25 protein-coding genes are annotated in these 20,079 nt (G+C 68.1%); 6 read left to right on the top strand and 19 right to left on the bottom strand.

Going from position 1 to position 20,079, the window contains the following annotated elements:
* Positions 1-73: 73 nt before the first annotated feature.
* From ptsP to ACMZPQ_RS14685, 13 genes are all read right to left on the bottom strand, one after another.
* A complete protein-coding gene (gene ptsP, locus ACMZPQ_RS14745) occupies positions 74-1,843 on the bottom strand; it encodes a phosphoenolpyruvate--protein phosphotransferase (protein ID WP_197580846.1) in 1,770 nt (589 codons plus the stop codon).
* Between the two features lie 2 nt (positions 1,844-1,845).
* Positions 1,846-2,115 (bottom strand): HPr family phosphocarrier protein, encoded by a 270-nt coding sequence (locus tag ACMZPQ_RS14740; RefSeq protein ID WP_005408385.1) that lies wholly within the window; start codon positions 2,113-2,115, stop codon positions 1,846-1,848.
* Positions 2,108-2,500, bottom strand: a complete 393-nt coding sequence (locus ACMZPQ_RS14735) for a PTS sugar transporter subunit IIA (protein ID WP_197580845.1) — start codon at positions 2,498-2,500, stop codon at positions 2,108-2,110. The genes ACMZPQ_RS14740 and ACMZPQ_RS14735 overlap by 8 nt, the downstream gene beginning before the upstream one ends.
* A gap of 409 nt (positions 2,501-2,909) precedes the next feature.
* On the bottom strand, positions 2,910-3,794 hold the full coding sequence (rapZ, locus tag ACMZPQ_RS14730) for an RNase adapter RapZ (RefSeq protein ID WP_197580844.1): 885 nt from the start codon (positions 3,792-3,794) through the stop codon (positions 2,910-2,912).
* 25 nt (positions 3,795-3,819) lie between these two features.
* Positions 3,820-4,770: an HPr(Ser) kinase/phosphatase gene (gene hprK / locus ACMZPQ_RS14725; RefSeq protein WP_004147299.1), complete on the bottom strand. Its 951-nt coding sequence runs from the start codon at positions 4,768-4,770 to the stop codon at positions 3,820-3,822.
* Entirely contained in the window at positions 4,767-5,219 is a 453-nt protein-coding gene (locus ACMZPQ_RS14720) for a PTS sugar transporter subunit IIA (RefSeq protein WP_312647323.1), read from the bottom strand. The genes hprK and ACMZPQ_RS14720 overlap by 4 nt, the downstream gene beginning before the upstream one ends.
* Before the next feature lie 21 nt (positions 5,220-5,240).
* Positions 5,241-5,558, bottom strand: coding sequence for a ribosome hibernation-promoting factor, HPF/YfiA family (gene hpf, locus ACMZPQ_RS14715; RefSeq protein WP_005415556.1), 318 nt, complete (start codon positions 5,556-5,558; stop codon positions 5,241-5,243).
* A gap of 58 nt (positions 5,559-5,616) precedes the next feature.
* Entirely contained in the window at positions 5,617-7,038 is a 1,422-nt protein-coding gene (locus tag ACMZPQ_RS14710) for an RNA polymerase factor sigma-54 (protein ID WP_197580842.1), read from the bottom strand.
* 40 nt (positions 7,039-7,078) lie between these two features.
* The gene (gene lptB, locus ACMZPQ_RS14705; protein WP_197580841.1) at positions 7,079-7,798 is read right to left on the bottom strand and encodes an LPS export ABC transporter ATP-binding protein; all 720 of its coding nucleotides are present in this window, start codon (positions 7,796-7,798) and stop codon (positions 7,079-7,081) included.
* A complete protein-coding gene (gene lptA / locus ACMZPQ_RS14700) occupies positions 7,798-8,367 on the bottom strand; it encodes a lipopolysaccharide transport periplasmic protein LptA (protein ID WP_197580840.1) in 570 nt (189 codons plus the stop codon). Before lptA ends, lptB begins: the two co-directional genes overlap by 1 nt.
* 101 nt (positions 8,368-8,468) lie before the next feature.
* On the bottom strand, positions 8,469-9,044 hold the full coding sequence (lptC, locus tag ACMZPQ_RS14695) for an LPS export ABC transporter periplasmic protein LptC (protein WP_197580839.1): 576 nt from the start codon (positions 9,042-9,044) through the stop codon (positions 8,469-8,471).
* Entirely contained in the window at positions 9,041-9,589 is a 549-nt protein-coding gene (locus ACMZPQ_RS14690; RefSeq protein WP_197580838.1) for a KdsC family phosphatase, read from the bottom strand. The genes lptC and ACMZPQ_RS14690 overlap by 4 nt, the downstream gene beginning before the upstream one ends.
* Before the next feature lie 66 nt (positions 9,590-9,655).
* Positions 9,656-10,657 (bottom strand): KpsF/GutQ family sugar-phosphate isomerase, encoded by a 1,002-nt coding sequence (locus ACMZPQ_RS14685; protein WP_197580837.1) that lies wholly within the window; start codon positions 10,655-10,657, stop codon positions 9,656-9,658.
* 54 nt (positions 10,658-10,711) lie between these two features.
* On the opposite strand from ACMZPQ_RS14685, the gene ACMZPQ_RS14680 reads away from it, so the two are divergent.
* From ACMZPQ_RS14680 to ACMZPQ_RS14670, 3 genes are read left to right on the top strand one after another with little or no spacing between them, the layout of a single operon-like run.
* Complete coding sequence (locus tag ACMZPQ_RS14680; RefSeq protein WP_021202589.1) at positions 10,712-10,942, top strand: BolA family protein; 231 nt, start codon at positions 10,712-10,714, stop codon at positions 10,940-10,942.
* 21 nt (positions 10,943-10,963) lie between these two features.
* On the top strand, positions 10,964-12,235 hold the full coding sequence (murA, locus tag ACMZPQ_RS14675) for a UDP-N-acetylglucosamine 1-carboxyvinyltransferase (RefSeq protein ID WP_197580836.1): 1,272 nt from the start codon (positions 10,964-10,966) through the stop codon (positions 12,233-12,235).
* A complete protein-coding gene (locus ACMZPQ_RS14670; RefSeq protein WP_197580835.1) occupies positions 12,232-12,546 on the top strand; it encodes an EF-hand domain-containing protein in 315 nt (104 codons plus the stop codon). The genes murA and ACMZPQ_RS14670 overlap by 4 nt, the downstream gene beginning before the upstream one ends.
* A gap of 120 nt (positions 12,547-12,666) precedes the next feature.
* On the opposite strand, the gene ACMZPQ_RS14665 is transcribed toward ACMZPQ_RS14670, so the two are convergent.
* The 6 genes from ACMZPQ_RS14665 to purM form a co-directional block, all read right to left on the bottom strand.
* Positions 12,667-13,350, bottom strand: a complete 684-nt coding sequence (locus ACMZPQ_RS14665) for a DUF3108 domain-containing protein (protein ID WP_197580834.1) — start codon at positions 13,348-13,350, stop codon at positions 12,667-12,669.
* A 2-nt stretch (positions 13,351-13,352) separates the two neighbouring features.
* Positions 13,353-14,174 (bottom strand): DUF3108 domain-containing protein, encoded by an 822-nt coding sequence (locus ACMZPQ_RS14660; RefSeq protein WP_197580833.1) that lies wholly within the window; start codon positions 14,172-14,174, stop codon positions 13,353-13,355.
* A 67-nt stretch (positions 14,175-14,241) separates the two neighbouring features.
* Entirely contained in the window at positions 14,242-14,895 is a 654-nt protein-coding gene (gene purN, locus ACMZPQ_RS14655; protein WP_197580832.1) for a phosphoribosylglycinamide formyltransferase, read from the bottom strand.
* A complete protein-coding gene (locus tag ACMZPQ_RS14650; protein ID WP_197580831.1) occupies positions 14,892-15,329 on the bottom strand; it encodes a hypothetical protein in 438 nt (145 codons plus the stop codon). The genes purN and ACMZPQ_RS14650 overlap by 4 nt, the downstream gene beginning before the upstream one ends.
* A gap of 7 nt (positions 15,330-15,336) precedes the next feature.
* Positions 15,337-15,828, bottom strand: coding sequence for a hypothetical protein (locus ACMZPQ_RS14645; RefSeq protein ID WP_197580830.1), 492 nt, complete (start codon positions 15,826-15,828; stop codon positions 15,337-15,339).
* Between the two features lie 21 nt (positions 15,829-15,849).
* The gene (gene purM / locus ACMZPQ_RS14640) at positions 15,850-16,908 is read right to left on the bottom strand and encodes a phosphoribosylformylglycinamidine cyclo-ligase (RefSeq protein WP_197580829.1); all 1,059 of its coding nucleotides are present in this window, start codon (positions 16,906-16,908) and stop codon (positions 15,850-15,852) included.
* A gap of 112 nt (positions 16,909-17,020) precedes the next feature.
* On the opposite strand from purM, the gene ACMZPQ_RS14635 reads away from it, so the two are divergent.
* From ACMZPQ_RS14635 to hda, 3 genes are read left to right on the top strand one after another with little or no spacing between them, the layout of a single operon-like run.
* Positions 17,021-18,148, top strand: a complete 1,128-nt coding sequence (locus ACMZPQ_RS14635; protein ID WP_414486225.1) for a DUF2066 domain-containing protein — start codon at positions 17,021-17,023, stop codon at positions 18,146-18,148.
* A complete protein-coding gene (locus ACMZPQ_RS14630) occupies positions 18,145-19,314 on the top strand; it encodes an AI-2E family transporter (RefSeq protein ID WP_197580827.1) in 1,170 nt (389 codons plus the stop codon). The genes ACMZPQ_RS14635 and ACMZPQ_RS14630 overlap by 4 nt, the downstream gene beginning before the upstream one ends.
* Positions 19,314-20,021 (top strand): DnaA regulatory inactivator Hda, encoded by a 708-nt coding sequence (hda, locus tag ACMZPQ_RS14625; RefSeq protein ID WP_197580826.1) that lies wholly within the window; start codon positions 19,314-19,316, stop codon positions 20,019-20,021. The genes ACMZPQ_RS14630 and hda overlap by 1 nt, the downstream gene beginning before the upstream one ends.
* Positions 20,022-20,079 lie beyond the last annotated feature (58 nt).

Genomic DNA, 20,079 nt, shown 5'->3' with positions numbered 1-20,079 from the left:
GATGTTTCACTGCACAGTCCGGGGGGATCTGACCCCACGCGTGCCGGCCAGCGGCCGGCACTACCCTGGGTGCTCAGGGCGTATCGGCCACCAGTGCCAGCCAGCGCTCGATGGCGCGGCGGTCGCGCGCGGCCAGCAGCTTCGGCGCGCGAGCGCGCAAGGCACCCAGGTCGGCCTCGCGGATCGCACGGCGCACCTCCAGCAACGTACCGGGATGCAGGCTGAACTCGCTCAGGCCCAGCGCCAGCAGCAGTGGCGCCATCCGCGCATCGCCGGCCATCTCGCCGCAGACCGCCACCGGGATGCGGTGGCGCGCGCCGGTGTCGATCACCATCTGCAGCAGCCGCAGCACGGCCGGGTGCAACGGCGAGTAGAGCTCGCCCAGCGCCTCGTTGTTGCGGTCGGCGGCGAGCAGGTACTGCACCAGATCGTTGGTACCGATCGACAGGAAATCGACCAGATCGATGAAGCTCTCCAGCGCCAGTGCGGCCGCGGGGACTTCGATCATCGCGCCCAGCGGCACATGCTCGGACACCATATGGCCCTCGCCGCGCAGCTGTTCGGTCAGCTTGAGCATGCGCCGGCGCACCGCCAGCAGCTCCTCGCGGGTGCTGACCATCGGTACCAGCACGCGCAGCTTGCCGTAGGCCGATGCACGCAGGATCGCGCGCAGCTGGGTGTCGGCCACCTTCGGCCGCGCCAGCGACAGGCGCACGCCGCGCAGGCCCAGCGCCGGATTCTCTTCGTTGCTCAGGGTCAGGCCGGTGCGATCGGCCTTGTCCGCGCCCAGGTCGAGCGTGCGGATGGTGACCGGACGCCCGCTCATGCCCAGCGCGGCATCGCGGTAGGTCTGGAACTGTTCTTCCTCGTCCGGCAGTTCGTTGCGCTGCAGGAACAGGAATTCGGTGCGGTACAGGCCCAGCCCCTGCGCGCCCAGCGCATGTGCCTGGGTCACGTCCTCCAGCGATTCGGCGTTGGCGAGCAGGGCGATATCGATCTGGTCGCGGGTGCGGCTGGGCTTGCTGCGCAGGCGGCCCAGCTCGCGCTGTTCGCGCGCATGCTCTTTCAGCCGCGCGCGGTAGTCGCGCAGGTTGTCGGCCAGCGGGTTGGCGGTGATGCTGCCATCGGCGCCGTCGATGATCAGCACGTCGCCGTCGGCGATGCGGCTGAGCAGCTGCGGCACGTTGACGATCAGCGGCAGGTGCAGGCTGCGCGCCAGGATCGCGCTGTGCGACAGCGCGCTGCCGGCGGCGGTGACGATGCCGACCACGCCCTGGGCCTGCAGCTGCGCCAGTTCGGAAGGCGCGATGTTGTCGCAGACCAGGATCTCGCCGGCCAGGCCCTTCATCGCCGGTGGGCGTTCCGGTTGCAGGAAGGCGTGGATGCGGCCGATCACATGGTCGAGGTCGTCCATGCGGCTCTTCAGGTAGGCATCGTCCATGCCATCGAAGACCTTGGCCAGCCGGTCACGTTGCAGGCGCAGCGCATAGCCGGCGCTGTACGGGCCGCTGCGGATCAGTTCGTCCAGGCCATACAGCAGCTCGGGGTCGTCCAGCAGCAGGGCGTGCAGGTCGAGGAACTCGCCCACTTCCTGGTTCAGTGCGCCATGCAGGCGCTGGCGCAGCTCATGCATTTCCGTGCGCGCCGCATCCACCGCACGGTGCAGGCGGGCCAGCTCGGCCTCGACCTGGTGGATCGCGATGCGTTGCTCGGCTACTTCCAGTGCATGCGGCAGCCGCACGCGGGCGCGGCCCATGGCCGTGCCACGGGCAGCACCGTGGCCGGCCAGCAGCTGCACCGGCCGTTGGCCGGAGGGAAGCTGGCCGGCGCGTGCGCGTGGCACGCTCAGCTGTCCTCGTCGAAACGGCGTTCGAACAGGCCCACCACCGCCTCCATCGCGGCAGCTTCGTCCTCGCCGTTGATGCGCACGGTGACCGGGGTGCCCTGGCCAGCGGCCAGCAGCATCACGCCCATGATGCTCTTGGCGTTGATCTCACGGCCCTTGGCGGCCATGGTCACGTTGCAGCGGAACGGCGCCAGGGTCTGCACCAGCTTGGCGGTGGCCCGGGCATGCAGGCCCAGGCGGTTGCTCACGGTGAGTTCTCGTTCAAGCATCGTCGACTATCGCTCCATTACGGGTACCCGCCGCGGCTGTGGCGGGCAGTTGATCCAGTCCCTGTTCCGGATAATTCATCACCCGCAGCAACATCGGCAGGCTCAGCGCCGACACCCGGCGAACCGGGGTCCCCAGCCGGGCCAGCTGCCCGGCAAGGTTGGCGGGGCTGGCGCCGTACAGGTCGGTCAGGATCAGCACGCCATCACCGCCGTTGACCCGCCGCAGGGCGGCCGAGGCAAGCGGGAGCAGGGCGTCCAGGTCTGCGTCGAACGGTACTTCGAAAGCTTCGGTTTTCAGCGGCAATTGCCGCAGGAGCCGGGTCGCCACGTCAAGCAGGGCGGTCCCGACCCCGGGATGTGTTACGAGGAGAATGCCACAGGTCATTACCGCACGTTAACAGGTCAAGGTGAATCGGCGATAGCAGCAGGAGAGGGGCACTGTGTCCCGTATTCAGCGTTACCGGGGTCAGAGCCCTTTTCCCCTGGAAAAGGGCTCTGACCCCACGCGTTTTTCGATGCCTGACAGAAATTCATCCACGCATGGCGTGGATCTACCGTGTCGACCAAGGTCGACACCCACCAACAGCACACGGAATCTGTCAGAGGCGGGGCGGTGTGGGTAGGCAGGACCGTTGGCGCCATGGATGGCGCCATCGAGCCCCCAAGGACGGGTTCACGGCGTGTCCTGCCTACCCACACCGCCCTGCCATTCCACGGAATGCCGCTGTTGCTGTTGCTGCTGCCGGCCAGCGGCCGGCACTACCGCGGGTGCCGGGCGCAGTCCGGCCGTCCCCTCAATCCTGTTCGCGGTGGTACGTTGCCACGTCTTCCCAGCCCATTTCGCGCGCGTGGCGGGCCATGCGTTCGGCCAGGAACACCGAGCGGTGCTTGCCACCGGTGCAGCCGAACGCCACGGTCACATAGCTGCGGGTGCCATCGCCGAGCTTCGGCAGCCAGGTATCGAGGAAGTCCATCAGCTGGGCCAGGTAACGCTGCACGTCCGGTTGTGCTTCCAGGTACTCGCGTACGCCGGGCTCGCGGCCACTCAACGCGCGCAGCTCCGGGTCCCAGTGCGGATTCGGCAGCACCCGCGCATCGAACACGAAGTCCGCCTCGGCCGGCACGCCACGCTTGTAAGCGAACGATTCGAACAGCAACGACAGACGGGTGGCATGGTCCAGGGTGAACTCGGTGATGATCCGGCGCCGCAGCTGGTGCACGTTCAGCGCACTGGTATCGATCACCGTGTCGGCCTCGCGCCGCAGCGGGGCGGTCAGTTCGCGTTCGCGGGCGATCGCTTCGGGCAGCGACAGGCCCAGCTGGCTCAGCGGATGGCGGCGGCGGGTGTCGGCGTAGCGCTTGAGCACGGCTTCGTCGCTGGCCTCGAAGAACAGCACCTTCACTTCCACGCCGGCATCGCTGGCCAGCTGCCGCCAGTCGCCCAGCTGGCTCAGGTCCGCCTGCCCGCGCACGTCGATGCCCACTGCCAACCGGCGCGGTGCACTGCCGTCATGGTTGGCCAGCAGGCTGCGCACGAAGTCGGGCAGCAGATTGATCGGCAGGTTGTCCGAGCAGTAGTAATCCTGGTCCTCGAAGGTCTTCAGCGCGACGGATTTACCCGAGCCGGACAGGCCGCTGACGATGATCAGGGTCGGGGCGGAAGGGTTGACGGTGCTCATGGACAGGCTCTTCGAAAGGCAGGGGTCAGGGAGTTCGCCGTTCCAGCAGGTTGCTGTGGCGGGCGATGAACATCGCCGCAGGATCGATGCCCTTGGTGCGCAGGATATGCAGGCGGGTGGCCGCCTCGGTCAGCACGGCCAGATTGCGGCCGGGCATCACCGGCAGGGTGATCAGCGGCACATCCAGGTCCAGCACATGGCGGGTGCCGGAATCGCCGGTGAGGCGTTCGTAGCCATGCGGGGTGGGTTCGGTCATCGGCTTGGTCAGGTGCACGATCAGCCGAAGGTACTTGTTCTTCTTTACAGCGGTGTCGCCGAACATCTCGCGCACGTTCAGCACGCCCAGGCCGCGCACTTCCAGCAGGTCCTGCAGCAGTTCCGGGCAGGTGCCATCGAGCACGTCGGGGGCGATCTGGGTGAATTCGGGGGCATCGTCGGCCACCAGGCGATGGCCACGGCTGAGCAGTTCCAGCGCCAGTTCGCTCTTGCCCGAGCCGGCCTCGCCGGTGATCAGCACGCCGATGGAGTAGATCTCCATGAACACGCCATGCAGGATCACCCGCGGCGCCAGCGTGCGCGCCAGGTGGTAGGACAGGTGGTTGAGCAGTTCGTGGCCACGCTTGGGCGACAGCCACAGCGGCGTGCCGGATTCATCGGCCGCCGCGCGCAGGTCTTCCGGGCAGGGCTGGTTGCGGGTCAGCACCAGCGCCAGCGGATGCGACTGCATGATCTTTTCAATGGTTTCCCAGCGCTGGCGCGGTTCCAACGCATCCAGCCAGGACAGTTCCTCGGTGCCGAGGATCTGCACCTTGTTGGGGTAGATCGCATTGAGGTAGCCGGCCAGCGAGGGGCGCCGCGAGACCGTGTTGCCGGCTTCGAGTTCGCGTTTCTCGCCGGACTTGCCTGCGGCCCAGCGCAGACCCAGCCGCTCGCGCTGCTGTTCGAACAGTTCACGGGCAGTGATGCTGGTATTCATGCGGCACTCGCAGGCGGGGTCATGTCCAGCGCTGCACGCAGCGCCTGCGCATCGCGCGCATCGCGCAGCGCCTGGCGGATGTCCGGCGCGGAGAACAGCTCGGCCAGCTCGGACAGCAGCATCAGGTGCTGGTGGGTGTAATGGGCGGGGACGGCCATCGCGAACACCAGGTCCACCGGCTCGTCGCCACCGAAGTCGACCGGGCTGGCCAGGCGCAACAGGGCGCCGCGGGGGCGATCCAGGGTGGGCGCACGGCCATGTGGAATGGCGATGCCGTAGCCGATCGCGGTGCTGCCCAACGCCTCGCGCTGGCACAGGTTCAGGTAGATCTGTTCGGCATTGGCCTGGCGGCAGGCCAGCAACCCGGCCGCGGCCTGCAGGACGCTGTCACGGTCGGTGGCCGTGCAGAGCTGGGTCTGCACGGCCGCCAGAAGGTCAGTCAGGGGCATGTCTGCGGGGAACGGTGGCGATCAGCCGCCATTGTCGCCCACCGGCAGCGGTGCGTGCTGCTGTTTTTTCTCCTTGTGCTTGATCACCAGGCGGTCAAGCTTGTCCGCAAGCAGGTCGATCGCGGCGTACATGGTCTGGCCGCCGGCCTCGGCGTGCAGGGTCTGCCCCGGGATGTTGAGGCTGGCGTCGACGTGGTGCTCGGTCTTCTGCAGCTTGAGGGTCACCCGCGCTTCGCAGTGCTGGTCGAAGTGTTTTCCGATCCGGGCCAGCTTCTCCTCTACATAGGACTGCAGGGCCGGGGTGACTTCGACGTCTTTGCCAAACGTTTCGATGCGCATCGGGTTTCTCCTGTGTTCGGATGTGCCAATGAACCTCTCCGCCGGGCGCGGCGGCGCGTCAAGCGATTCTGACCCTTTCGTGCGAGGCGGAGATGTTCATGGCTTCACGATACTTCGCCACGGTGCGTCGCGCTACTGGAATTCCCGACGATTTGAGCAGGTCAGCCAGCTTGGCGTCAGAAAGCGGCTTGCGCGGGTTCTCGTCGTCGATCAGGCGCCGGATCATCGCCTGGATGGCCGTGCTGGACGCCTCGCCACCGCCCTCGGTATCGATGCCCGAGGCGAAGAAGGCACGCAGTGGCAGGGTGCCGCGCGGCGTGCGCACGTGCTTGCGGGCGATCGCGCGCGACACCGTGGATTCGTGCAGGCCGAGTTCGGCGGCGATCTCGCGCAGGGTCAACGGGCGCAGCGCCTGTTCGCCGAATTCGAGGAAGCCGGCCTGTTGCAGGATCAGGCTGCGCACCACCCGCAGCAGGGTCTCGCCACGCTGCTGCAGCCCCTTCAACAGCCAGCGCGCTTCCTGCAGCTGCGCGCGCAGGTAGCCGGCATCGGCCTCGCCACAACGGCGGATGAGCTGTTCGTAGCCACGGTGGATGACCACCTTCGGCCCGGCGTGGCCGGCCAGTGCCGCGCGCCAGACGCCGTTCTGCCGCCACACCACCACGTCGGGCACCACGTAGGTGTCCTGCGAAAGCGGTGCAATCTGCGTACCCGGGCGCGGGTCCAGCGAGCGCAGCAGGGCGACGGCGGTCTCGACCTCGGCCAGCGGCAGTTTCAGTTCGTGGGCGAGGCCGGCCACGCCACTGCGCGGCAACCGTTCCAGCGGGCCTGCGGCAATCTGTCGCGCCAGCGCCAGGCCGGGCGTGTCGCCAACCAGCACGTCCAGTTGCAGCTGCAGGCATTCGCCCAGCGTGCGTGCGGCCACACCGACCGGGTCGAAACGCTGGATGCGGTGGAGTACCGCGAGGATCTCATCTTCGTCGGCATGGATCGCCGGCAGCAGCGTCTCGGCGATGGTGGCCAGGGGCTCGCGCAGGTAGCCGTCTTCGTCGAGCGCATCGATCAGGGTGGCGCCGATGCTGCGGTCACGTGCCGACAGATGCGACAGGTGCAGCTGCCACAGCAGATGGTCGGCCAGCGTTTCGGTTTCAGCCACGCGCTCGGCGGCGCTGCCGGTGTCGTCGTCATCGTCGAAGCTGCCCCCGCTGCCAGCGGCGCTCCAGTCCAGTTCGGCAGGCGCCCAGTCGTCGCCATTGTCAACGCGTTCGCTGGGGGCTTCGCTGTCGTTGCCATCGCTGCCTTCGTTGGCGGCAGGGCCGTCGTTGCTTTCGGCCCAGTCCAGCAGCGGATTGCTCTCCACCGCCTGGGCGATCTCCAGCTCCAGTTCGGTGGTGGACATCTGCAGCAGCTTGATCGCTTGCTGCAGCTGGGGCGTAAGCACCAGCTGCTGTCCCAACGATGTCTGCAGCCGAGTCTTCATACCTGTGCCGAAAGGAAGAAAAGTGCCCCGGCGCCCGCAGTCACAGCTTGAAGGAATCCCCAAGGTAGACGCGGCGCACATCGGCGTTGTCCAGGATCGCCTCCGGCGAGCCCTGGGCCAGTACGGTGCCCTCGGCGAGGATATACGCGCGGTCGCAGATTCCCAAGGTCTCGCGCACGTTGTGGTCGGTGATCAGCACGCCGATGCCACGCTGCTTGAGGTGGGTGACGATGCGCTGGATCTCCCCGACCGAAATCGGGTCGACACCGGCGAACGGTTCGTCGAGCAGGATCAGGCGCGGCTGTGCGGCCAGTGCACGGGCGATCTCGCAGCGGCGGCGTTCGCCACCGGACAGGCTGGCACCGAGCTGGTCGGCGACGTGGCCCAGCTGCAGTTCGTCGAGCAGGCTGTTCAATTCGCGCTCGCGGCCGGCCGAATCCAGGTCTTCGCGCAGTTCAAGCACCAGGCGCAGGTTGTCGGCCACGGTCAGCTTGCGGAACACCGACGGTTCCTGCGGCAGGTAGCCCACGCCCTGCTTGGCGCGGGTGTACATCGGGTCGCCGGTGATGTCCTTGCCGTCGAGCACGATGCTGCCGGCATCGGCGGCGACCAGGCCGACGATCATGTAGAAGCAGGTGGTCTTGCCGGCACCGTTGGGGCCGAGCAGGCCCACCACTTCGCCGGCGTCGAGGGTCAGCCCGAAGTCCTTGACCACTTCGCGCTGCTTGTACTTCTTGCGCAGGCCCTTGGCGACGAGCATTACTTCTTGCTCCCCGCCGGCTTTGCCGGCGTGGTGGCCGGTGCCGCCTTCGGCGCTGCCGCCGACGGCTGCGCGGCCGGATTCTTGTTCTTCGGCGGGATGACGGTGCGCACGCGGCTGCCGTCACCACCGGAGTTCATTTCACCGCTGCGGGTGTTGTAGACCATGCGCTGGCCGGCGTTGGTACCGCGCGCGCTGGTGACCTTGTAGTTGCCGGTCAGGGTGATGATCTCGGTCTTGATGTCGTAGTCGATGCGATCAGCGACGGCGTCCATCCAGGTGCCGTCATCGAGCTGCTGCTTCATGGTGGCCTGCTTGCCGGTGAACACCGCGCGCACCGCCTCGCCATCCTTGAGGTAGATCTCGGCTTCGGACGAACGGATGTCCAGCGACCCCTGGGTGACGGTCACGCCCTGCGACAGCACGGTCTTGCCGTCACCGGTAAGCACGCCCGACTGGGCGCCGGAGTCGATGTTCATGTTCTCGTTGCGGTCGGTCGACTTGGCGAAGGCGGCGCCGGGAACAAGAAGAGCGAACGCGAATACGGCTGCTGCAAAGGGAATCTTCATCGGGGTCCGTTCTACCGGTGGGGCCTCCCGGGAGACCGGGGGCGGGTGGGTGGGCTGCCGGCCTTGCGCCTGTCCGGGGACGTCGCAGGTGGGCGGCGGAATCAGTGCCTGGGCGTGTAGCGGCCCTTGGACTGGCTGAGGAAATGATACGTGTTGTTCTTCGAATCCACCTCGAAGCCGACGCCGGACTGCTCCATGCCCGGGCGGGTCATGGTCACCAGTGCATCGGTGCGGGCGCGGCTTTCCTTGGGGAACACATCCAGGTGGTCGGTGCGGAAGGTCGTGGGCACCACGCCCGGGCCGGCCGGGCTGTCGCCGGCGACGTTGCCGCGCAGCTTCATCTCATCGCCCTTGGCGCTGAGCCAGCCGGTCTCCGAGCGCAGGGTCCAGTGCTTGCCATCCTTGTCCGGCATCTCGAACAGCGGGGTGGCGATGTTGATGGTCTGGTCGCCGCGCTGGCGCTCCAGCAGCGGCGCGCGCAGCGTGGTCGATTCCTTGCCCTGCTCGTCGAGGGCGACGATCTGGAAGTCGTGCAGCACGTAGTCCACGCCGACCTCCTCGCCGCCCTGTTGCGGGCCCTTGTCGCGGTTGCGCAACGCCGCCCAGCTGCTGAGCAGGGCCGCCAGCAGCAGGACCACGCCGAGCACGGTGCGCCAGTTCATCGCGGGAGCATTCATGCGCCGAACCTCGCCAGCACGGCATCGACGCGGCCCTGTGCGGCCAGCAGGATGTCGCACAGCTCGCGCGCGGCGCCGCGCCCGCCCTCGGCGCGGGTCTGCCAGTGCACGCGCTCGGCGATCCACGGATGGGCGTTGGCCGGCGCCACCGCCAGGCCGACCGCGCCCAACGGCGCCAGGTCCGGCAGGTCGTCGCCCATGAACGCCACCTGCTCCAGGCCGACCCCATGCTGGGCGCACAGCGCCTGCACGCTGGCCAGCTTGTCGCCCACGGCGATCTGGGTGTCGATGCCGAGGTCAGCGCCGCGCTTGAGCGCGGACTGGCTGTTGCGCGCGGTGATCAGCACGGGGTGGATGCCATGCTGTTGCAGCAGTTTCAGGCCCAGGCCGTCCTGCACGAAGTACGCCTTGCTCTCGTTGCCGTCCTTGTCGTAGTACAGCCGACCGTCGGTGAGGGTACCGTCCACGTCGAAGCAGGCCAGGCGGATCTCGGCCGCGGTGGCATGCAGGTGGGCAGGGAAGGCGGGCAGGGGGGACCAGGGCATCAGGGCAGCAGGCTCGGTGGGGACGGATGCGGCATTACAGACTGAATGGGGTCTACGGACTGTCGGTTAAACCACCCGCGCCCGCAACAGGTCATGAATGTTCAGGGCGCCGACGGCACGGCCCTGGCCATCAACCACGATCAGGCCGTTGATTTTCTGGGTTTCCATCTGCCGGGCGGCCTCCACGGCCAGCTGGTCGGCGCCGATGGTGCGCGGGTTGCGGGTCATCACATCGGCGATCTTCGCGGTGCGCACGTCCAGCGCGCTGTCCAGCGCGCGGCGCAGATCGCCATCGGTGAACAGCCCGATCAGCACGCCGTCGGCGTCGACCACGGCGGTCATGCCAAGCCGTTTGCGGCTCATCTCCACCAGCGCCTCGCTGAGGCTGGCCCCGGCCGGGACCTTGGGCAGGTCGTCGCCGGTGTGCATGACGTCGGTGATGTGCAGCAGCAGGCGGCGGCCGAGGCTGCCGGCCGGGTGCGAGCGGGCGAAGTCATCGGCGGTGAAACCGCGCGCATCCAGCAGGGCCACGGCCAGGGCATCGCCCATCGCCAGCGAGGCGGTGGTGCTGGAGGTCGGCGCCAGCGCCAGCGGGCAGGCCTCGGCCGGCACGCTCACGTCCAGGTGGACGTCGGCGGCGGCAGCCAGGCTCGACTGCGCGCGGCCGGTCATGGAAATCAGCACGTTGCCCTGGCGCTTGAGCACCGGCAGCAGCATCAGCAGCTCGTCCGACTCGCCTGAGTAGGACAGGGCCAGCACCACGTCATCCTCGGTGATCATGCCCAGGTCGCCGTGGCCGGCCTCGCCCGGGTGCACGTAGAACGCCGGGGTGCCGGTAGAGGCCAGGGTGGCGGCGATCTTGCGGGCGATGTGGCCGGACTTGCCCATGCCGGTGGCGACCACCCGGCCGCGGCTGCGCAGGATCGCCTGGCAGGCCTGCTGGAAGGGCTCGCCGAGGCGGGCGGCAACCGCATCCAGAGCCTGCTGCTCGATCTCGAAGACGCGACGGCCACTGGCGACCAGACTGGCCGGATCGACGGAACGGGGGGGCAGGGGGGACTCGGCCATGCGGACGCCACGCAGCGGAAGTAGAATGAGCGCTCATTTTATTAGGAAAGCCCGTTGGACGCTGACACCATCCGCAATCTGATCGAAACCGGCCTGCCGGGCGCCCGCGCCGACGTGCGTGGCGACGATGGCGTGCATTTCGAAGCGACCGTGGTCTGCGAGGCCTTTGCCGGCAAGATGCCGCTGGCCCGCCACCGGATGGTCTATGCCACCCTGGGCGACCTGATGGGCGGCGCGATCCACGCGCTTGCGCTGAAAACCGTGACCCCGGCCGAAGCCGGCTGAACCGCAGAAGATCCCGAATACATGGCCAAGATCGTTGTGACCGGCGGCGCTGCGCTGCACGGTGAAGTGAGCATCTCCGGCGCCAAGAACGCCGTCCTCCCCATTCTCTGCGCGACCCTGCTGGCCGATGCGCCGGTGGAGATCACCAACGTGCCGCACCTGCACGACGTGGTCACCACGGTGAAGCTGCTGGGCGAGCTGGGCGCCAAGGTCACCATCGACCAGGGCACGCTGTCGCGCGGCAGCGCGATCGTGGTCGACCCGCGTCCGGTCAACCAGCACGTTGCGCCGTACGAACTGGTCAAGACCATGCGCGCCTCGATCCTGGTGCTGGGCCCGCTGCTGGCCCGCTTCGGCGCGGCCGAAGTGTCGCTGCCCGGCGGCTGCGCGATCGGTTCGCGCCCGGTCGACCAGCACATCAAGGGCCTGCAGGCGCTGGGTGCCGAGATCGTGGTCGAGAACGGCTTCATCAAGGCCTCGGCCAAGCGACTGAAGGGGGGACACTTCACCTTCGACATGGTCAGCGTCACCGGCACCGAGAACGTGCTGATGGGCGCGGTGCTGGCCGAAGGCACCACCATCCTCGACAACTGCGCGATGGAACCGGAAGTGACCGATCTGGCGCATTGCCTGATCGCACTGGGCGCGAAGATCGAAGGCCTGGGCACTGCCCGCCTGGTCATCGAAGGCGTCGAGCGCCTGTCCGGTGGCCGCCACGAAGTGCTGCCCGACCGCATCGAAACCGGCACCTTTCTGGTGGCCGCGGCGATGACCGGTGGCAAGGTCACTGTGAACCGTGCGCGCCCGAACACCATGGACGCGGTGCTGTCCAAGCTGGCCGAGGCCGGTGCGAAGATCGAGACCACCGAAGATTCGATCACCCTGGACATGCAGGGCAAGCGGCCGAAGGCGGTCAACCTGACCACCGCGCCGTACCCGGCGTTCCCGACCGACATGCAGGCGCAGTTCATGGCGCTCAACTGCGTGGCCGACGGCGTCGGCGTGATCAATGAAACGATCTTCGAGAACCGTTTCATGCACGTCAACGAACTGCTGCGACTGGGCGCGGACATCCAGGTCGAAGGCCACACCGCCATTGCCCGCGGCCACGAGCGCCTGAGCGGTGCACCGGTGATGGCCACCGATCTGCGTGCGTCGGCATCGCTGATCCTGGCCGGCCTGATGGCTGACGGTGACACCACCATCGACCGCATCTACCACCTTGATCGTGGCTACGAGAACATCGAAGAGAAGCTGTCTTCGCTCGGCGCCACCATCCGGCGCGTGCCATGATCCTGCGCGGGAAATTCAGCCCGCGTCGCAAGGCGCTGCTGGCGCTGGTGTTGATCGTGCTGGCATGGCTGGGTTACGCCTGGTACGCCAACATCGCCATCACCCAGGGCATCGAGCAGAAGGACATGGACTGGAACGGCGACGGCACGGTCTCGCGCGACGAGATCATCCAGTCGTTCTACGCGGTGTCGGTGAACGACAGCCAGGACGGCAGCCGGCATTGCCGCACCTTTGTCTGGCGCGGCACCGGCGAGCAGATCCGCGTGGACTGCCGCACCGAGTTCAAGCCTGCGGAAGAAGCGAAGAAATAAAAAAACGCCCGCGAAAGCGGGCGTTTTCCTTGCGGGACGTGAATCCACGCATGGCGTGGATCCACTGGGGTCGGGATTTGAAGTAGATCCACGCCATGCGTGGATGACGTGCATCCGCGATCAGTTCATCGCCCGGATGGTCAGGTCCAGCGCATCGCGGCCACCCTCGCGCTGCAGCATGCGTGCCGGCACCGGGAACTCCGGCACGATCCACGCAATCAGCTCCTTGTTGCCGTCGGCACGCGAGACCTTGGTGGCTTCGTAGCTCTTGCCGGCAACGGTGATCGATTCCTTGCCGATCACGCGGTAGGTCATGTTCTTGATGCGCCCCTCGTCGACCATGCGGTAGGTGAGCGGCTTGCCGGCGGCCAGATCGCGGGCGATCGCCAGATTGATCAGCAGGGCGTCCATGTCACCGGTCTTCAGCGCGATCGGGCCGGCGCGGTCCGGCTTGATATCACCCGTCCAGGTGGCCTGGTTGCTGGTCCAGTTGTAGTTGGCCTGCACGTTGCGCTTCTTCACCAGCAGTGCCGAACGATCCTGGCTGCTGAGCGGGCGCAGCTGGCCGCGCACTTCCTCGAACACGGTGCTCTGGCTGAGGTCGGCCAGCTGGTTCTTCACCTGCAGGCTGTAGCGCCACTTGTTGGCGCCTTCGCTGGCCAGGGTCATCGTGCCGTTGGCCTGCATGCCCATGTAGCTGGCCAGGTAGTCGGCCTTGAACGGCTCCAGGGCCATCGCGGGCAGGCTGGCCACGGTCAGCGCGGCCGCGGCGATCCAGGTCAGGGGGCGGGTCAGGGTGCTCATGCTCAGACTCCTTGGTATTCGATCAGGCGGAGGTCGACGCGGTCTTCGCCGTCTTCGCGTTGCAGGATGCGCACCGGGGTAGGGACACCGTTGGCGATCCAGAGGATGGTTTCGTTGTTGCCGCCGTTGGTCCGGTAGACCCGCAGCGCGTTGTAGGACAGGTCGCCGACCTCGACGTTCTCGGTCTGCGGCGCGGCCTGGTATTCATGCTGGCGGACCTTGCCCATGTCCACGTAGCGGTAATGCATGCTGGCGCCCGGACGGGCATCGCGCATGATCGCCAGATTGATCAGCAGCGCGCTCTGGTCGCCGGGCTGCAGCGGGATCGGCTGCGCGCGGTCCTTCTTCACATCGCCGGTCCACTGTGCGGTTCCGGCCTGCCAGTTGTAGGTGCCGACCGCCTTCTTGCCCAGGAACAGGCCCTTGCGCACGGTGCTCTGGCTGAGCGGCGCATAGGTACCGCTGCGCTCTTCGAACACGGTGCTCTGCTCGATGTTCAGGCCCAGCACGCTGGCGAAGCCGCGGCGACCCACCACCTGCATATCGACCCGCCACTGGCTGCCGCCGGTGTGGGTGACCTGCATGCTGGCGTCGCCGGCTTCCTTGCCCTTGTAGAAGGCCTGGTAGGTGGCGGTGAACGGCTGCAGGGGCGGCGGCTCCCAGGCCAGCGCGGGCAGCAGCGGTGCCGTGGGCTCGTTCGGTGGCAGCGCGGCGGGCGCCGGTGGCGGCGAAGCGGCAGGCGCCGGCGCCTGGCTCCAGCCCACGCCGGGAAGCACGGCCAGCGACAGCAGCAATGACGTGGACAGCAGGGTCGTGGTCTTCATGGAGTGCGGGGGCTGCGGGAGGAGGCAGGATGCCAGCCCCGCAGTCAGCGGGGCGTGTGCAAGCGGGTTACCGGTTCAGGTTTCCGGCGCAATCTAGGGCCAACGGGCTAAACAGGGGGTGACCGTCCAGCCAGGGCTGTCCGTCCCGTTCAGCCAGGCGGCCGGCACACAGCAGTTGCAGGGTGGCGATCAGCAGCGGGTGCTCCACCGCCAGCACGCGTTCGGCCAGCGCCTGCGCGTCGTCACCGGGCTTCACCGGCACCCGCACCTGCGCCAGCACCGCGCCGGCGTCCAGCTCCGGCACCACCAGGTGCACGCTGGCGCCATGCTCGGCATCACCGGCCTGCAGTGCCCGCGCGTGGGTGTCCAGGCCCTTGTGCAGCGGCAGCAGCGACGGGTGGATGTTGACCAGGCGGCCGTCGAAACGCTGCACGAAGGCAGCCCCCAGGATGCGCATGTAGCCGGCACAGACGATCCAGTCCGGTGCGGACGCCTGCACGGCATCGCCCAGCGCCTGCTCATAGGCGGCGCGGTCGCTGAATTCCTTCGGCGCATGTGCCCAGCGCAGGGCGGGCGCCACCCGTTGCAGCGCTGCGGCACCGGGACGGTCGGAGAACACGCCGACGACCTCGGCCGGCAGGCGGCCAGCACCGATCGCGTCGAGGATGGCCTGCAGGTTGCTGCCACGGCCGGAGGCCAGTACTGCAATGCGAGCGGTCATGCGACCACCGCGCCGCCCGGTTCGGCGAAGCTGGCGGCAACATCCGCGCGCAGCAGCACGATCAGGGCGTATACGCCCAGCGCGATGCCCAGCGCACCGCCCAGGCAGGCGGCACCGGCCGCCACCAGGCACAACGTGCGCTGGCGGCGCTGCCCCAGCCGGTTCGCGGCGGCCAGGCTGAGCGCGCCCAGTGCGCCGATGACCAGTGCCGCGACGGCGAGGATCACCGCCAGCAGCACGGGCGGCATGCCTGCGGTGGGGTTCTGGCTTTCGCTGATGTAGCCGCCCATCGCGGCCATCAGCAGGACAACGGACAGCGCCAGCTGGATGCCGCCGTAGACGTAGAACAGGATCCTGAGCGTGTGCAGGTGGCCACCGATCTGGAGCGCGGTCCAGCCTGGCGGCACATTCAACGGGGGCGGGACGGATGCCATGGGAATCTCAGCTGCGGGAAGGGGCGTCGGCTTCGAAGGCCGCCTTCACCTGCGGACGCAGCAGGATGATCAGGGTGAATACCCCCAGCACCGTGCCGACCGGTGCGAACAGGCAGGCCAGGCCGGCCACGATCAGGCACAACAGGTAGCGGCGTCGGCGTGCCAGGCAGCGTCCGGCATAGGCGACGAATGCACCGAGCGTCACGCCACCGAACACGATGAGGCAGCCGATGATCGTGAACATCCAGCCGAACAGGCGCTGCTCGGCCGGTGACGAGGGCTGGCCACCGGAGTTCATCGGCAGGTGGCCGGTCAGGGCGCTGATGCCCAGCACGATGTGGATGATGAAGATCAGCGAGAACAGCGCAATCAGTCCACCGACCACGTAGTGCGCGATGGACAGCATGCGCAGGTGGTCGGCATCCTGCGCGCTGAACGCCGGTACCGGCGCCAGGGGCGGCGGCACCGGGGTGGGCGTCAAGGGGGGCGTTGCGTCCATGCGGGCTCCTGGTTGCCGGGCTCAGCCGATGTGGACGCGCTCGGCGCCTTCGGCGGTGACCACCTGGCCGATGGTCCAGTGCTCCAGGCCCTGCGCCTTGACCGCCTCGGACACGGCAGCGACCTGGTCCGGTGCGACGATCAGCACGAAGCCGATGCCGCAGTTGAAGGTGCGCCACATCTCGCTGTCGGCCACCGCGCCTTCCTTCTGCAGCCACTGGAACACCGGCGGCAGGGTCCAGGACGACGCCTGGATGTCCAGGCCGAGGCCTTCGGGCACCACGCGGATGATGTTCTCGGTCAGGCCGCCACCGGTGATGTGGGCCATGCCGTGGATGGCCTCGCCGTGCGACTTCAGCAGCGACAGGATCGGCTTGACGTACAGGCGGGTCGGCGCCATCAGCGCATCGACCAGCTTCACGCCGCCTTCCAGCTCCAGCTCGGCCGGGCGGCCAGCACGGTCGTAGATGCGGCGCACCAGCGAATAGCCGTTGGAGTGCGGGCCGGACGAGGCGATGCCGATCAGCACGTCACCGGCGGCGACGCTGGCGCCGTCCTTCAGCTCGCTCTTCTCGACCGCAGCGACGGTGAAGCCGGCCAGGTCGTACTCGCCCGGGGCGTACATGTCGGGCATTTCAGCGGTCTCGCCGCCGATCAGCGCGCAGCCGGCCTCGGTGCAGCCGTTGGCGATGCCGCCCACGACCGCTGCGGCGGTGTCGATGTCCAGCTTGCCGGTGGCGAAGTAGTCCAGGAAGAACAGCGGCTCGGCGCCCTGCACCAGCACGTCGTTCACACACATGGCGACCAGGTCGATGCCGATCGTATCGTGGCGGTTCAGCTGGTGGGCCAGCTTCAGCTTGGTGCCCACGCCGTCGGTACCCGACACCAGCACCGGCTCGCGGTACTTGTTGGACAGGTCGAACAGGGCGCCGAAGCCACCCAGGCCGCCCATCACTTCCGGGCGGAAGCTGCGCTTGACCAGGGGCTTGATCCGCTCGACCAGCTCGTTGCCGGCGTCGATGTCGACACCCGCATCACGGTAGGTGAGGGGGGAGGGGGCGGAAGACGGGCTGTTGGTCACGGGCGTCGGCGCTGGCAGGGGTTGAACGGGCGATTTTAACAGGCCGCATTGGCGCAAAGTCCGTATTCGGGCAACAATTCCCCCCGGATACGTCGAGCCAATGGATGTCCTGATGCGCCGCAGCCTGATTCTGACCCTGCTCATTGCCCTGAGCCTGCCGGTGGCCACGATGGCCCAGAGCGGCCTGCGCACCGAGGGGGATGTCGCCACCGCCACCGGCGCGTACGAGGCCGAAGTGCCCGTCAACAGCCAGGCCGAAGCCGATCGCAACGGCGCCCTGGCCCGCGCGCTGAGCGTGGTTCTGGGCAAGTTGTCCGGCGATCGCAGCGTGATGTCCCGCCCCGGCGTGGTGCAGGCACTGCGCAATGCCAAGGATTACGTGGCCAGCTACGACTACAAGCAGGACCAGAGCGTGAGCGCCAGCGGTGCTCCCAGCTTCCGTACCCTCCTGGTGGCGCGCTTCCGCGAGGATGACGTGGATTCACTGGTGTCGGCGCTGGGCCTGCCGCTGTGGCCGCAGCCGCGGCCGAAGCCGGTGCTGTGGCTGGCCGTCGATGACGGCAGTGGCCCGCGCCTGGTCAGCGTGCAGCAGGCCAATGCCGCCCGCCCGCTGCTGAACCGCGCCATCGAGCGTGGCTACAAGCTGGGCCTGCCCAGTGGCGGCGCCGCCGAACAGGCGCTGGCCGGGGCCATCTGGCGCCAGGACAGTGCCGCGGTGGCCCGCGCCTCCTCGCGCTATTCGCCGCCGATGCAGCTGATCGGCAAGCTGTACCGCGCCAATGGCGGCTGGCAGGCGGACTGGGTGTTCGTGGACAACGGCCGTGAACTGAACAAGTGGACCAGCAAGGATGCCAGCGCCATGCGCGCGATGGCTGCCGGTGCCGATGGCGCCGCCGACGCGCTGGTCAAGCGTTACGCCAAGGCCGGTGTCGCGACCGGCCAGGCCGGGACCTACCGCGTGGTGGTGACCGGCATCAACAGCGCCGACGACTACCTTCGCCTGGCCGCAGGCCTGCGCGACGTGCCGGTGGTGCGCAACGTCACCCCGCTGCACGCCTCGGCCGGCCAGCTGGAGCTGAGCCTGGAGATGACCACCGGCCTGGCCGGCTTCAACCGCATGCTGGGCGACAACGGCGTGCTGGTGCCGAGCGCGCCGCTGCCGGCCCTGCCCACCCCGATCGATGACACCACCGGTACTCCGGTCGCCGCGCCGGTCAGCAACGAGTACCGCCTGCGATGACCCTGACCCCGGAAGCGGAAATCGCGCAGTTCCTGCGCCGCCTGAAGTACATCCTGTTCGCCGGGCTGGTCGGCTGGGTGGTGTGGCTGCTGGCACCGATCCTGACCCCGTTCGTGCTGGCGCTGGCGCTGGCCTGGCTGGGCGACCCGCTGGTGGACCGCATCGAGGCCACCGGCCGTTCGCGCATGACCGGCGTGGTGCTGGTGTTCGCCGCGATGGTGCTGGTGATCGTGGGGTTGCTGCTGGTGCTGGTGCCGATGATCGAGCGCCAGATCACCACCCTGATCGCGGCCGCGCCGCAGGCGCAGGCGTGGCTGATGGAAAAGGGGATTCCCTGGTTCGAGCAGAAGACCGGCCTGGAAGTGATGCAGTGGCTCGACCCGGACCGCCTGATCGAATGGGTGCGCAGCCACTGGCAGCAGGCCGGCGGCTTTGCCACCACCTTCATGGGCTACGTCTCGCGCTCGGGTTTTGCGATGGTGACCTGGGTGGTCAACATCCTGCTGCTGCCGATCCTGGCGTTCTACTTCCTGCGTGACTGGGACAAGCTGGTCGAGCGCGTGGCCTCGGTGATCCCGCGCAACCACATCGGCACCATCAGCGCGCTGGCGCGTGAGTCCAACGAGGTGCTGGGCGCGTTCATCCGCGGCCAGTTCCTGGTGATGCTGGCGCTGGGCGTGATCTATGCCGGTGGCCTGTCGCTGGTCGGCCTCAAGCTGGGCCTGCTGATCGGCCTGATTGCCGGACTGATCAGCTTCATTCCGTACCTGGGCGCCACCACCGGCATCCTGATGGCGGTCGTGGCCGCGCTGGTGCAGGCACAGGGCTTCGACCTGAAGCTGCTGATCCTGGTCGGCGTGGTGTTCACCGTCGGCCAGCTGCTGGAGAGCTACGTGCTGACCCCGCGCATCGTTGGCGACAAGATCGGCCTGCACCCGGTGGCGGTGATCTTCGCGGTGATGGCCGGTGGCCAGCTGTTCGGCTTCCTCGGCATGCTGCTGGCGCTGCCGGTGGCCGCGGTGACCAACGTGCTGCTGCGCTATGCCCACCAGCGCTACCGCCAGAGCGAGCTGTACGTGGGTGAGAAGCCGGCGATCGTGCTTGATGGCGTGGTCGACCAGCCTCATATCATTGTTCCGGATGACAAGGGCCTCGACCTGAAGTGATGGGTGTGCCGCAACTGCCGCTGGCCCTGCATTACCCGCGGGACCAGCGCCTGGAAACCTTCATCGGCGCGCCGGATGGCGCGCTGGCGCAGCTGCGCGCGATCGCAGTCGGCGCCAGCCACGATTGGGTCTACCTGGAAGGTGCGGCGGGTACGGGCAAGACCCATCAGGCGCTGGCGATGTGTTCCAGCGCCGAACAGGCCGGCCGCCTGCCGACCTACGTGCCACTGGCGAGCGCCGCCGGCCGCGTGTGCGCGGCGCTGGACGGGCTGGAATCACGTGAGCTGGTGGCGTTGGATGGCCTGGATGACGTGGCCGGTCATCGCGAGGACGAGATCGCACTGTTCGACTTCCACAACCGCGCGCGCGCTGCGGGGGTGACGGTGCTGTACACGGCGCAGAAGGCGCCGGAAGAACTGGGCCTGCTGCTGCCGGACCTGCGTTCGCGGCTGGGCCAGTGCGTGCGCGTGCTGCTGCAGCCGCTGGACGAGGAAGGCCGCGCTGCGGTGCTGCGTGAGCGCGCGCTGCGGCGTGGCCTGGCGATTGACGAGGCGGCCATCGAGTGGCTGCTGTCGCACACCGGGCGTGAGCTGGGTGGGTTGATCACGCTGCTGGATTGGCTGGACCGTGAATCGCTCGCGGCGAAGCGGCGGATCACCGTGCCGTTCCTGCGCCAGGTGCTGGAAGAAGGCCGGCCGCGCTACTGAGGGTGGGGTTTGTTTGCAGGGCTGCCGCCCTGCACCCGCGGTAGTGGGGGGCGGGGGG

Origin of the sequence: Stenotrophomonas maltophilia (assembly GCF_047497515.2) — a bacterium.
Classification (GTDB): domain Bacteria; phylum Pseudomonadota; class Gammaproteobacteria; order Xanthomonadales; family Xanthomonadaceae; genus Stenotrophomonas.
This window is presented reverse-complemented; position numbering and strand designations above follow the sequence as displayed.

What these genes read in the sequence shown, in the direction of transcription:
- ACMZPQ_RS14665 (WP_197580834.1), bottom strand. Translation starts at nt 13,350, where the DNA reads ATGAGCACCCTGACCCGCCCCCTGACCTGGATCGCCGCGGCCGCGCTG.
- ACMZPQ_RS14650 (WP_197580831.1), bottom strand. Translation starts at nt 15,329, where the DNA reads ATGGCATCCGTCCCGCCCCCGTTGAATGTGCCGCCAGGCTGGACCGCG.
- ACMZPQ_RS14710 (WP_197580842.1), bottom strand. Translation starts at nt 7,038, where the DNA reads ATGAAGACTCGGCTGCAGACATCGTTGGGACAGCAGCTGGTGCTTACG.
- rapZ (WP_197580844.1), bottom strand. Translation starts at nt 3,794, where the DNA reads ATGAGCACCGTCAACCCTTCCGCCCCGACCCTGATCATCGTCAGCGGC.
- ACMZPQ_RS14645 (WP_197580830.1), bottom strand. Translation starts at nt 15,828, where the DNA reads ATGGACGCAACGCCCCCCTTGACGCCCACCCCGGTGCCGCCGCCCCTG.
- ACMZPQ_RS14735 (WP_197580845.1), bottom strand. Translation starts at nt 2,500, where the DNA reads ATGACCTGTGGCATTCTCCTCGTAACACATCCCGGGGTCGGGACCGCC.
- hprK (WP_004147299.1), bottom strand. Translation starts at nt 4,770, where the DNA reads ATGAATACCAGCATCACTGCCCGTGAACTGTTCGAACAGCAGCGCGAG.
- purN (WP_197580832.1), bottom strand. Translation starts at nt 14,895, where the DNA reads ATGACCGCTCGCATTGCAGTACTGGCCTCCGGCCGTGGCAGCAACCTG.
- ACMZPQ_RS14670 (WP_197580835.1), top strand. Translation starts at nt 12,232, where the DNA reads ATGATCCTGCGCGGGAAATTCAGCCCGCGTCGCAAGGCGCTGCTGGCG.
- ACMZPQ_RS14720 (WP_312647323.1), bottom strand. Translation starts at nt 5,219, where the DNA reads ATGCCCCTGACTGACCTTCTGGCGGCCGTGCAGACCCAGCTCTGCACG.
- ACMZPQ_RS14685 (WP_197580837.1), bottom strand. Translation starts at nt 10,657, where the DNA reads ATGGCCGAGTCCCCCCTGCCCCCCCGTTCCGTCGATCCGGCCAGTCTG.
- hpf (WP_005415556.1), bottom strand. Translation starts at nt 5,558, where the DNA reads ATGCGCATCGAAACGTTTGGCAAAGACGTCGAAGTCACCCCGGCCCTG.
- lptB (WP_197580841.1), bottom strand. Translation starts at nt 7,798, where the DNA reads ATGCTCGTCGCCAAGGGCCTGCGCAAGAAGTACAAGCAGCGCGAAGTG.
- lptA (WP_197580840.1), bottom strand. Translation starts at nt 8,367, where the DNA reads ATGAAGATTCCCTTTGCAGCAGCCGTATTCGCGTTCGCTCTTCTTGTT.
- lptC (WP_197580839.1), bottom strand. Translation starts at nt 9,044, where the DNA reads ATGAATGCTCCCGCGATGAACTGGCGCACCGTGCTCGGCGTGGTCCTG.
- ACMZPQ_RS14635 (WP_414486225.1), top strand. Translation starts at nt 17,021, where the DNA reads ATGCGCCGCAGCCTGATTCTGACCCTGCTCATTGCCCTGAGCCTGCCG.
- ACMZPQ_RS14660 (WP_197580833.1), bottom strand. Translation starts at nt 14,174, where the DNA reads ATGAAGACCACGACCCTGCTGTCCACGTCATTGCTGCTGTCGCTGGCC.
- murA (WP_197580836.1), top strand. Translation starts at nt 10,964, where the DNA reads ATGGCCAAGATCGTTGTGACCGGCGGCGCTGCGCTGCACGGTGAAGTG.
- ACMZPQ_RS14630 (WP_197580827.1), top strand. Translation starts at nt 18,145, where the DNA reads ATGACCCTGACCCCGGAAGCGGAAATCGCGCAGTTCCTGCGCCGCCTG.
- ACMZPQ_RS14740 (WP_005408385.1), bottom strand. Translation starts at nt 2,115, where the DNA reads ATGCTTGAACGAGAACTCACCGTGAGCAACCGCCTGGGCCTGCATGCC.
- hda (WP_197580826.1), top strand. Translation starts at nt 19,314, where the DNA reads ATGGGTGTGCCGCAACTGCCGCTGGCCCTGCATTACCCGCGGGACCAG.
- ACMZPQ_RS14690 (WP_197580838.1), bottom strand. Translation starts at nt 9,589, where the DNA reads ATGCCCTGGTCCCCCCTGCCCGCCTTCCCTGCCCACCTGCATGCCACC.